This window comes from Leptospira fletcheri, from assembly GCF_004769195.1.
GTDB lineage: Bacteria > Spirochaetota > Leptospiria > Leptospirales > Leptospiraceae > Leptospira_B > Leptospira_B fletcheri.
This window is the reverse complement of the sequence record NZ_RQET01000004.1, coordinates 1,182,234-1,193,590: the sequence shown is the minus strand read 5'-3', so window position 1 is coordinate 1,193,590 and position 11,357 is coordinate 1,182,234. Positions and strand designations below refer to the sequence as shown.

The following is an 11,357-nucleotide window of genomic DNA, read 5'->3' as shown; positions in this document are numbered from 1 at the left end:
CCGGTCCGTAAGATGCTCTGTTCGTTTATATAGAAACGTATTCGAAAAAACTCAAAGAGGATATTTCAAAGTTATGTTTAAAATAAAGAGAAGGACCGAGTTATTTTCCCGAACGAGGAATCAACCCTAATATTAATGACTATTTGACTCGATCGCGGTTTCACCTATGAAACAAGAAACGGAAAAGTCAGAAATCTCAAAACTGACAGGTGGATCCGTTTGAAGCCATTCTTGAAATTAGAATTGTGGAAAACTTTAAGTGTCCAGGGTCAGCATATTCCCTCTCAGTTCCAATCTAACCGCTAACAATTCCGTCCGCAGTTAACTGAAACAAAACCTCTTCTATTAGGTTCCTATAATCTTATATTCTTGCGCGGATCAGCGATTTGAGTGATTTGCCTGGACCTTTTTTAGGTCAATGTAGCTGATCTTTTTTTATTTTTAATGGGGAATATGGTTGGCCCTAAGTTTGGACCGCTGGGGAAAGATGTTGGCCTTGGACACTTTAAGGACGTCCATCGTTCTAAACTATTGGCAATATTTTCTACCATAGGTATGATAGAAATCATTTTCAAAATCGGAAATATAATACCCTACATTCTCTTTTAGGTAATCACCAACAAAGAAAAAAAGACCTAAAATAATATTAATATTACTACTCAACTCCCGTGTTTGAATGAAATAAACTTTGCTTAGTAATCTTACTCCATTTTCATCAATTGCCTTAATCGTAACTGCCCTAAATGCATTATCCAGTCTGCTCGGCATGAACCCTAAAGATAGCGCACTTATCCAGAATCCCCAAAAAGAAACTTCAAAATAATAATCAGTTTCAATCTTGACCAGCACTGTCAATGACTTACGATTACCTGTATTCCCGGAAAGCAAGGCATTTTGCCCTTCTGAATGTTGCAGGATAGAACTCTTAATTGAATTAAATACCAAAGCCCCATCGTCCGCAGTAGAAATTTTTTTTATCGTTCCGTTATAAACTCTATACTCTCGATATTCATTTTCAAATTCATAGGCGGCTCCGATCCTGCATTTTCCATTCAAAATAGAACGATCGTAATTCGGAATGTTCAGTTTATCATAAGTAGTATTACATTTATATATAAATGTCAAAAATAGAATTGATAACGTTAGTTTTTTCACAATCTTCATCTATAAAGTTTCAAAATATGGCTGTGTCATAGCAAAAAATTTCTCCATAAATAAATCGTTAACCAATTTTAATTCGTCAAAATGAGTCCCAGCTATCCCTTATAGGACATTGGAAATACAGTCAATGGAAGATAATTAGTAGTGTTTTATGTTATTAATTATATGCCTTGGAAGAAAATAGAAATAAACAAAAAATAAATGCTAATAGATTTATAATTAAAACAGGTTGCGACCTTTTTACTGCTTGTTGCCATTCCGATCTTTTCGATTTATCTGCGAAGTTAAGGATTAAGTTTAAATGACCGAATGGATCAACGAGAAAGGATACAAATAAAATAAAGGAGATATCTTCTATTTTTCGTTGTGATCATTGAAGTAATTGCGAAATTTTTCTATAGTTTTTACTTCAGTTATGTTTGAAATTTCGGGTACATCTTAAGACATCTGCAATAATTAATTCTGATGTTTTATTATACAAAATAATTTCTAAATAAAATCCCGCTCGTAATGCCTCTCTTTTTAAATCCCTTTCTACAATTTACCCTCTATATAAAGCATCTTGTAATTCACCGGTTTTAAGGACAATCGAGACGACATCTTTATTTCTGCTGGCAACTAATTCGATTTAGTCTAAAAACCCAAGAACGTGCTCCTTTCTTCTCCCCCTTCGAATCCCAACCGAGCTTTTCCCTTCCTTCGAACCCAACCTCACGCTACTATAGAAACCCCTCACAAAACCAACCCTTAGATCCTTCTCCTAAACCGGATCCTTATACTCTCAGAAATAACCCTCCGAACCTAAAAACCCAATTCTTCACCGTCCTTACGAAGAAAATCCTGAAGGACTTCTATCCTAAGACCTGTCCGAATCCGAAGTGTGAGAATAGAATCTTAGAAAAAGAAATCTCCACTCACCCAGAAATAGTTTCCGAGAAAAGAAACTCAGGCAATAGAAGTAGAACTGTAAATAGTTTAAACATCTTTAAAAACAAAGCCCGAAACGAATTCGGGCCAAATGAGAATTCTTTAATTTTTATGAGAGCAGGAAATTTTAAGATAATTTGAAATACGCAATTTCTACGAAATTCTTCTCTTCTTTCTGCCTAGAGGTATTCGCGAGAGTAGCGGTTCGAATTTCTTTCAATTCCTTTTTATATTTATCGCGTCTACTTGCCCGCCGAGCGTTAATAGGTCTATAAAATCACCAACACCAAATATTCCGAAAAAAAATAGCTAGAGAAAGCCAGTTCCTATCTTACCTAAGTAAAAGCGATGTAACCCCAATACTCCAAAGAACCCACATAGCCACATAATATAAGCCGTTCCTTTTGATTTCATAAAATACCTCAGAGAAACTCCCGTAACGCAGGTAATTCGAGTCCCACTAAACCCCTTTTTCTGCTTCACAGATAAAGGTCCAGCAGGGACTCTATTTAAGCTTCCTTGTAAATTGAAGGCTTTATACAGTTTTGATGTATTTCAGATGACTGATAAACGAGATGAGAGCCTAATCGGTAAAAAGACCTTAGCCGTCATTGAAGCGACCGGAGATAACCAAACAAGTACTGCTCCTAAGCTAAAGCAAACGAAGGCTGGTTTAAACAATATAATCAAAGGAAGATTGGAATCTCCTTCAAAGTCATTTTTAGACGCGATTGTAGCTGCCTACGGCATAGACTTAAATTGGTTCTTGAATGATTCGAAGCCCGTTCATCCGATCTTCTATCTCCAGAAAACTGGAGATAAGGCGTCTCTTATGGATGATGACAAAACTTTATGGAACCAAATTCGGAATTCGAAAGGTATTAAGGACATCGTAAAGAATCTGATTAATTTCTCCGCTAAAGAAGTGAACACGTGGGGGGATCTGATTTCTGAATATGCAAAGATGAAGGAAGATTCGAAGAAGAAATAGAGATTTCTGCGATTATGACTATAATCTTCTTATTTTAAGTTAAACGATCTTAATCGGTATGCCCGCATTACATAATATGTGAAATATTCTGGACATTATCTTACCTTTCGCCGAAAAGTCGGTCGTAGAATTAGGGATTTGAGGCTGTAGAAAGGACTTGCCCAGGAAGATATGGACTTTGGAGATGATGGGATTCCTGTAAGAACTATTTAGAATATAGAAAGCGGAAGGTCCAACCCAAATCTTAGAACTATCCATCGCCTAACCCGAAACCTACAAGTAAAGGCGAAGGATTTGTTCGATATTTGAAGATTTTTGTTATTAAAATTGATATCCCCATTTACCGATATAATATAATAGCTACTTGAGGTGGTTGCTCTTATTCAGTGAAACTTCCAGCTATGCTGGAACGGGAACCGCGACCGTGACTCCCACCGCACTTGGTTTCAGTTGCTAAGGTGAAACTTCCAGCTATGCTGGATTTCCGTGATCAAGTAATCGCAGCTTCCGCGAGGTTTCAGTTGCTAAGGTGAAACTTCCAGCTATGCTGGGAAATGGGGACTTTTAGAAAGATCATTCACTGACAGTTTCAGTTGCTAAGGTGAAACTTCCAGCTATGCTGGATGCTCTAGTTGGAGGATACGTTCCAGGTTATTAGTTTCAGTTGCTAAGGTGAAACTTCCAGCTATGCTGGGACTTAAACGGAATGGAGAGAACGGAAGATTCTAGTTTCAGTTGCTAAGGTGAAACTTCCAGCTATGCTGGGTAACATTCCAATCGTGCAGTCTTCCTTCATGGGGTTTCAGTTGCTAAGGTGAAACTTCCAGCTATGCTGGCGTTACGATTGCACCGACCGTATACGCACGTTGAGTTTCAGTTGCTAAGGTGAAACTTCCAGCTATGCTGGAAAAGAAGAAGTTTATCTTTACCTATTGAAGTTTTAGTTTCAGTTGCTAAGGTGAAACTTCCAGCTATGCTGGTCCACGCTCCTCGCGAAGTTCTCGATAACATGTGTTTCAGTTGCTAAGGTGAAACTTCCAGCTATGCTGGTTGGGGCAGGGTAGCGGTCAGCAGCCCGTATTACGTTTCAGTTGCTAAGGTGAAACTTCCAGCTATGCTGGCAATACCATGAAGAACTTATCGACAATCTTCTCAGTTTCAGTTGCTAAGGTGAAACTTCCAGCTATGCTGGCCAAATCCGCGAATGCAAAGTCGAACGCTCCTGGTTTCAGTTGCTAAGGTGAAACTTCCAGCTATGCTGGAAAAGTATCCAGTTGCGTCCGTGTGAGTCCTAAGCAGTTTCAGTTGCTAAGGTGAAACTTCCAGCTATGCTGGAGGAAAGCGCTTGTTTTGCAAGTCATTTGGACTTGTTTCAGTTGCTAAGGTGAAACTTCCAGCTATGCTGGAGCGGTCCAAAAGCTCTCAAAATGCCGATTCTTCCGGTAATTTGAGAGCTTATTTTTTTTGTTTTTTCGAAAAGTAAATTGGAGCTAAAAACCGGCAAAATTTTCGAAACCATAAATCCGGTCTCCGCAGCTAAAAGTTATAAATTGGCAAGGCCACAGAATCGAGAACTATATTGATTCTACCAGAATTTTACCTGAGATTTAATAAAATTTATTGCCGAAAAACTGCTTTAGTCGATGTTAAGGATACCTTAAGCACTGAAAACAATCAAATGTGGCGAAAGCCGGCTGGACCTCTACGAATTTTTATTCCTATGTCTCAGTTAGTTTTCTTGTCTTTGGTAAAAATGAGCCGAGCTGGATTTTCCAACCGGCTTTTTTTATATATTTCTGTCGTTGCAATAATTCAAGTATTCGCATTGAACGCATTTGGTTGGCGAGGTGGCTACATACGGCAGGATAGGAGTAGACATTACTTCATTTATGTTTTGATAGGTCTCTCGCACCATTTTTCTCAAATCCTTAGATAGATGAATCTCCCAAACTTTAACTCTATCTCCGTATAATAGAAAAGACCTTTTGACCTCTTTACCTTCCATTTCTTCTAAGCAAACTGCGTAAGCCGATAATTGAAGAAGTGCGCTCTTTCCTGGTTTAGAGGTAGAAGATTTAAACTCTATTGGGATTAATTCTTCTTCTGTTCTTATTACTCCATCCAAGACTCCGAAAAATCCGAAATTCGATCTCACCGGAACTTCAACATCCAGCTTCCCATTTAAATATCTAAGAATTTTAGGGAGTTTCTTTTTAAGTGTGGCATTTCTTTTCTCATGCTTCTCCGTGCCCTGTTCTACCCAGAGAGGATAGACAGGATTAATATGTTTTAACTCTCGAAAAAAAACGACCCTAGGACAAAAGGCAAACTGCCTAAACATATTAATTGGAATTTCTGCGTTCATCTTAAATGACCAACTGGACATCATCTTCGAATCGCTTTAGTTCGATATCCGAGTATCCAATGAGAATAGATTTCGCATTTGATGCCAAATTCACATCCATTACGAGTACTCTGTCTGAAATTTGCAAATCGTACTTATTATGAATATTATGAAGAATCGCTTTCTTCTCGGCTGGAATGACCCATCCCCAATATACGGATTTTTGGATGGATACTAAGCCGAAGTCCTTCAGCATATCGGAGACTTTTTTCCGAATCCTATTTGATTCGATATCGTAGCATACTAAGATCTCTATAAAATTTTTCATCGAAATTTACCATTTGAATAGAATCGGTTTATACGAGGATTTCTGATAAAAAACTCCACATAATCTATAAACTTGCCTCTGGAGTATAACCTCTATGTGCAATTTTTTTCCTCTATAAGGATGAATACTTTCAAAAGCTTTTTGAACTCCGGATATAACAAGCTTCCTTGCTTCCTCCGAAATTCTTTCTGTTCCAAGCAAATGGCTCTTTAAACTGAGAACGATTCGATCGACCATCCAGGGTCGATACTCTTCCATTAGGTCCAAAATCAAAGCTGGCTTTCCAGGTCGATCGGTATGGATTACACCAGCATACGGTTCAAGACCGGCCAAATGAATAGCATTCCAAATATACGTCTCCAAAATTGAATATCCAAGATTTAAAGCCTGGTTAATCGAGTCTCCTGCTCCTCTACCAACCCTTCCCTTAAAGGAATCTCCGAAATAAATGTCATTCTTAAGGGCATTCCAATAAATAGATGCCGCGCTCCCCTCAAAACCGAGTAATGATGAACGCCACTCAATTTCTCCCGAAAAGGCAAGGATCGATTTAACAATACTATCCAAAGAATTAAGAGCTGACTCTAACCAGTCGACGGAAACTCCCTTTTTCCTTTGGTACTTGGCGAAATATTGCAGTACAGCTTTTTGATTTTTTACCTTCCCATAAAGGATCAACTTTGCGAGGTCTCTACTCGAAAGCCTATCTACATATTCTAATTGCCTTTTTCTTAATTGAACGACGGCATGCTCATGAGATCCAGATAATTGGGAGATGTACCTCCCATTCCAATCACAGATATAGATCGGTATCCCTCGCTTTGCGCATTCGGAAATCGCATTCGAGCTTATAATCGCTCCCCTACCCGATAATTTCAGACTTTTCAAGCGATTTAATGGGATTTCGACCCCCTCTTCGCCCTTTATAGATACGAAGAGCCTTGCTCCAGTTATGGAAATACTGGACCCGTACGATTGTATTGCAATGTGCTTAACCATGTTACGTTAAGCGGTACATCGGAACTCCTGCTATAAATCTTAAATCACGAATATTTTTTAGAGCTATATAGAGTCATTATAGGACGATAACCAGGATTTCCAACTTGGAGAAGTATAGCTTAGTTCTACCGAGTTCACTGCTATCTTTGTCACATTAAGTTTCGGTGCGTCTGATCGAGGCATTCCTGGACGTTTTTCTGAAGGAATTTTATCTAATATTAAAGATAATTTCTCAATATTTTCCTTAGGAATAGATTCATTTAAAGCAAGTTCCCAGAATGAATCTTTTACCTTGAAAATTTTGGAGAAAAAGTCCTTACTAATAACGATTCGGATATAGCGACGGTCTGCAGTCCCCGGCGCAATATGCAAACTAATTATTCCGGTCGATAATAAGTTTTTCCTTTCTTCTGGCTTAAATACAATCTCCCTATACTCTGAAAACGCGATAGTCTCTCCTGAAGTAGGATAAATATAATCTTTGTCAGCATACGTAACTGAATTTGAATTTTTATACACATCTAATAATATAGGATTTTCTTTAGTTTCAGTATTTATTTCAAAAGCGTTAAATGCATTTCCTTCTACAGAATATAATTGATAAATTTTATAATCGTCAAAGGAATTTCTTCTGATCCTAAACCTACCGGAAGGCGATTTTGGGACTGAAAGAGCATAATGATTGCTTCTTCTTTTATGCTTCGCCTTAGGTTCACTTGTATCTTTGAAGAATCCATCCAACTTGGACAAGTTTTCCCGGCTATCGAACCACTTTAAAGTCAGGCTTTTGTTTTTGATCGCCCCTCTTAATGAATCGGACAAGAGTAATTTTTCCCATTCTGATTTACCTGGATATTGAATAAAACCGGAGGTAATTTTTACGTCACCAAGCTTGACCTCTATTTTAATTCTAAATTCTTTTTCTATCTTCTCTCCCCAATCGACTTTCTTTCCTCGAATCTTTGGTATTAATTCTTTCTTCTGATCAAATAAGAAACTAACAACAGGAGTGCGAAATACTGTATATGAAATACTTTTTAGTATGGATGCGAGTAGGCTATGTTCCTTTTGAGAAACCACCTCTAACGCCTTCGCTTTGTTGACAGGTAGAACAATATATTTCCTTTTATCTTTCTTCGCAAAGGAGGAGAGTGCAGGGTAATCGTGTGAAACTGGTTTCCTTTTGAATAATAAGACTGATCGGAGCACCTCAAAAAATTTTTTTGAATCCTGAGGTGACAATTCTAAAGAATTCTCCAAAGTGTAACCAAGTCTCAAGCCGTTCTCAAGAACAAGAATCGGAAGAAATCTCTCTCCAAAAACTCCGTCTTTAAAAAGTGGCTTCTTATGAGGATACCTCGAATTAGTTTTCTCCTTAGATTTAATTCGTAAGAATCGAATGTCATTAGGCAGATACTTAGACAACAACTCTGAATCAAATCTTTCAGATCCGCTCTTAGAACCATAGGATAAACTTCCGGAGTCTGTCTCTACCGCGTAAGCCATCACCATCGCCGCATCTACAATATGGCTCCCCGTAGGTTGGGGGTTTTGCTTCTCAAGATTTGGGAATTTTTGAGCAAGCTCTCTCCTCATATATGGCAAGTCAATTCCCCTTGGTTCGAAAAAGGAAAACTGAGGAAACTTGATTTTAGGAAGATCCTGATCTTTACGAAGCAGATTTCGAATCTTTTTAGCTAAATATAACTGGGTCCCGTTAACCCTGGCCTTAAGTTGGCCCGATAAAAGCTCAAATACTTTTGGGCGCAAGGGCTTTTCGAAAAGAGCGTGCCGTAAACAATCTTGCTCCTCCATAGATAATCGATCAAATACAAGTATTGAATTTTTCCTACTTGAAACTAAACGATCGACCGTCTCCGATATAGTTTTCTTAATGAAAGTCAGATCTTTGGTGCCAAAAATTTTCTTTAAGTATTTTTCGTCCAGATCATCGAGACTATAATCTCGCTTACCTTTGGCCTGGTTTCCTTCTCGCGAAACGTAAATCAGATTTACCTCTGCATTGAAAACGGTCCCGAATTGCTTTTGGGTTTGAGAACGAGGTAAAATATGATCTATTTCACCCTTGGAAATTCTTTTGCCTGTATAAGGACAGATCTCCCGAGATGCTTCTTTGATTCGATCTTGTTTAGTATTCAACCTTTTGTCGAACTCTTCGACCGATTTTCCGAGTTGCTCTCTTTTCTTTTTTGCAAGTTTCTTTAGCTCGGCCAGCTCATAGCGAAAACTGAACGAATTTTCCTCAATAAGAAGAGGAATCTCAACTGATTCTATTTTTGATGGATTGGATTTAAGGTATTGTTCTATTTCGGCTTTCTTCAGTCTTACAACTTCTAAAGCGATTCTGTCCAGAAGCATTGCAATCTGTCCATCGAATGGTCTTCCAGTGTCAGAAACCTGCTTGGAAGCCCAAGCCCGTAAGCCTCGATCTGTATCGATTAAAGTAGATCTCCAATGATTTTCTTCCTGGCAGGACCTGCAAACTTTTGAAAATCCTGATCGGTCTACAGAAATTATGTTATAGAGTTGAGCAATACTAAAGGGGTTGTCAAAGTAACTTTTGGAAATAGCTTGGAATCCTAATTCTTCTTTCAGAATTTGCTCCAACCTTCCGGATGATTTTGTCGTATTTTGATATGCCTTAAAGATGTCGCTCTTCCGATCGATCTCTCCTTTCTCGATTTTTTTAAGTAATATAGAGTATTCCACTCCAAATTCATCTGTGCTTAACCGAGCCTCCTCTATCGATTTTGCTAATGAGTTTAAGGAAGATCGTCCATCGAATTTTTCCGTCCAGAACGTAAGAAAAGATCGAAATAGTTCCGCCGAAAATCTGACATTCAAGACGTTTCCCACAAGGCTGGATAGGTTCTTCTGTTTCGAACCGGTCTTAGTATCACACTTATAAAAAAGTGATACTTCATCATTCTCTTCATGAACAATTGACTTAGGGATTTCTTTATGTTTTTTATCGGAATCTGGGGAGAACCACATTCCCTTCTTAATATCTTCTACTTCCCGGTAATAGTGGCCGGAGAGATCCAAGAATTGCTTTGCATCCGTCTCTCCTATAGTCTCTTTCATTCTTTCATACGCATCAGAGGCTTTTTTAAGCTCTTGCTTGGTAAGAGATCCAGTAATTTTGATTTCCTTGCTTGCTTTTCGCTGCAAACGAATAGACCAGGGATCTAGATTAGCCGAACGATCCAAAAACCTTTGAAGTATAATGGCTCGAACATCCAATTCTTTATCCGAATGGGCTCGGCTATACAATTTGATTAGCGTTAAAAGGGATTTTCCTTCCTCTGTTGTTTCGTTGATCTGAAAATCTTTCGTAACTAATTGCTCGAATGGACTGTCTTCTTCTTTTGCTAGAAGTTTTTGTAATGAACCGCTCCAACCCGGAAAATACCTATCCAGAATACCGGGGTCTAACCACAAATTTTGGCATTTTGGAGGTTTTCTATTGTTTTGGTCTTCATACGGTGGAATCGTATCTTTGGGATCAACTTCCTCTAGAAAATTTATGATATGCTTGAGTGTAGAATAAGTTGAATTACCTCGAATGGCTTTCAATCTTCCATTTTCTAGAAGAGAAAGCAATTTCTTTGCAATATTCCTTTTTTCAGCGTCTTTCGAATCCGCATGCCAGACACGAATCCATCCAGCAATCGAGCTATGCAATTTCTTTGGATCCCATATTTCCTTTTCCTTCATATTTTTATCGTTAAAATAATCTCGGAGAGGTTTGATTTGTAGGTTAGAGATGTTTTGGATCAGATTTAAAAATCTCTTTTCATCAATTTTATTCTTTTTCAAACATTCTAGTAATTTTATCTTTCTTGGAAGGTCTTCCTCAATCTCTTCAAAATATCGAATTCTATGTCTTGCTCCGTTATTTTGTTCAGCTTCAAAAGCTTCCTTTTGCTCCCTAATCATTTTAAGATGATTTTTATCATCTTTTGTTTCGGCCTCTTTAATAGGCTCTAGATATTCGAGTCTTATATTTTCTGATGAGAAGAAAGAGTCCAAGATAGTTTGGATCGGTAGAGACTTGTCCTGAATCTGCATCTTGGGAAAGTAGTCCTCTATCTCGGCCCAAGCAGTCTGTCCGTGTTCATTCGATTCCGTAACGACTGACTGAAAAGTATATCCCCTTCTAGTCAGAAGCGATTGTAGCTCGACTTTTACTTCTGGAGTTAGATCGTTTTCGGGAACTTTATAATGAGAACGGACGATTAAATAAACGAGCCTGCGAGCAAGTCTCATTCGGGAATAATTTCTTCTTTGGTGTCTTTTCGCTCTCCTATCCACCTGAGATAATTTCAAGTTATCTAAAATTAGGGTAGCTCCATGAATTCCCTGAGGTTTTGAATGCGGGGGGTAAGTCGTGTAAACGACTCCTGTATTTTTAGCTCCTAAATCAATTGCAATAGGTGATTTTAATATCATGTAGCACTTTCCTTAAATCTTGAAAAACAATGCAAAAAACACTTTTCTACGTAGCTATACTATAAACACGGCTACGGACAAATTCTCAGATCGTTTTAGTGAATTGTTAATTTTCTCTAAATTTCTTCCCAAAA

Annotated in this window: 7 protein-coding genes and 1 CRISPR repeat array; of the genes, 1 reads left to right on the top strand and 6 read right to left on the bottom strand. The window is 38.2% G+C overall.

Going from position 1 to position 11,357, the window contains the following annotated elements:
- Positions 1-528: 528 nt before the first annotated feature.
- Together EHO60_RS08970 and EHO60_RS17250 are read right to left on the bottom strand one after the other, a co-directional pair.
- A complete protein-coding gene (locus EHO60_RS08970; protein WP_135767768.1) occupies positions 529-1,155 on the bottom strand; it encodes a hypothetical protein in 627 nt (208 codons plus the stop codon).
- 1,242 nt (positions 1,156-2,397) lie between these two features.
- Complete coding sequence (locus EHO60_RS17250) at positions 2,398-2,475, bottom strand: NINE protein (protein ID WP_246028242.1); 78 nt, start codon at positions 2,473-2,475, stop codon at positions 2,398-2,400.
- 172 nt (positions 2,476-2,647) lie between these two features.
- Here EHO60_RS17250 and EHO60_RS08960 point away from each other — a divergent pair, with 172 nt between their 5' ends.
- Positions 2,648-3,079 (top strand): XRE family transcriptional regulator, encoded by a 432-nt coding sequence (locus EHO60_RS08960; protein WP_135767767.1) that lies wholly within the window; start codon positions 2,648-2,650, stop codon positions 3,077-3,079.
- Between the two features lie 443 nt (positions 3,080-3,522).
- Positions 3,523-4,485: direct repeats of the CRISPR family, unit length 37 nt; unit sequence GTTTCAGTTGCTAAGGTGAAACTTCCAGCTATGCTGG.
- 380 nt (positions 4,486-4,865) lie between these two features.
- On the opposite strand, the gene cas4 is transcribed toward EHO60_RS08960, so the two are convergent.
- The 4 genes from cas4 to cas9 all read right to left on the bottom strand — a co-directional run bounded on the left by cas4 (position 4,866) and on the right by cas9 (position 11,223).
- On the bottom strand, positions 4,866-5,444 hold the full coding sequence (gene cas4, locus EHO60_RS08955) for a CRISPR-associated protein Cas4 (protein WP_167880175.1): 579 nt from the start codon (positions 5,442-5,444) through the stop codon (positions 4,866-4,868).
- Between the two features lies 1 nt (position 5,445).
- Positions 5,446-5,751, bottom strand: coding sequence for a CRISPR-associated endonuclease Cas2 (cas2, locus tag EHO60_RS08950; protein ID WP_135767765.1), 306 nt, complete (start codon positions 5,749-5,751; stop codon positions 5,446-5,448).
- Between the two features lie 6 nt (positions 5,752-5,757).
- Positions 5,758-6,750 (bottom strand): CRISPR-associated endonuclease Cas1, encoded by a 993-nt coding sequence (gene cas1, locus EHO60_RS08945; RefSeq protein ID WP_135767764.1) that lies wholly within the window; start codon positions 6,748-6,750, stop codon positions 5,758-5,760.
- A gap of 63 nt (positions 6,751-6,813) precedes the next feature.
- Positions 6,814-11,223, bottom strand: coding sequence for a type II-B CRISPR-associated RNA-guided endonuclease Cas9/Csx12 (gene cas9, locus EHO60_RS08940; protein ID WP_135767763.1), 4,410 nt, complete (start codon positions 11,221-11,223; stop codon positions 6,814-6,816).
- Positions 11,224-11,357 lie beyond the last annotated feature (134 nt).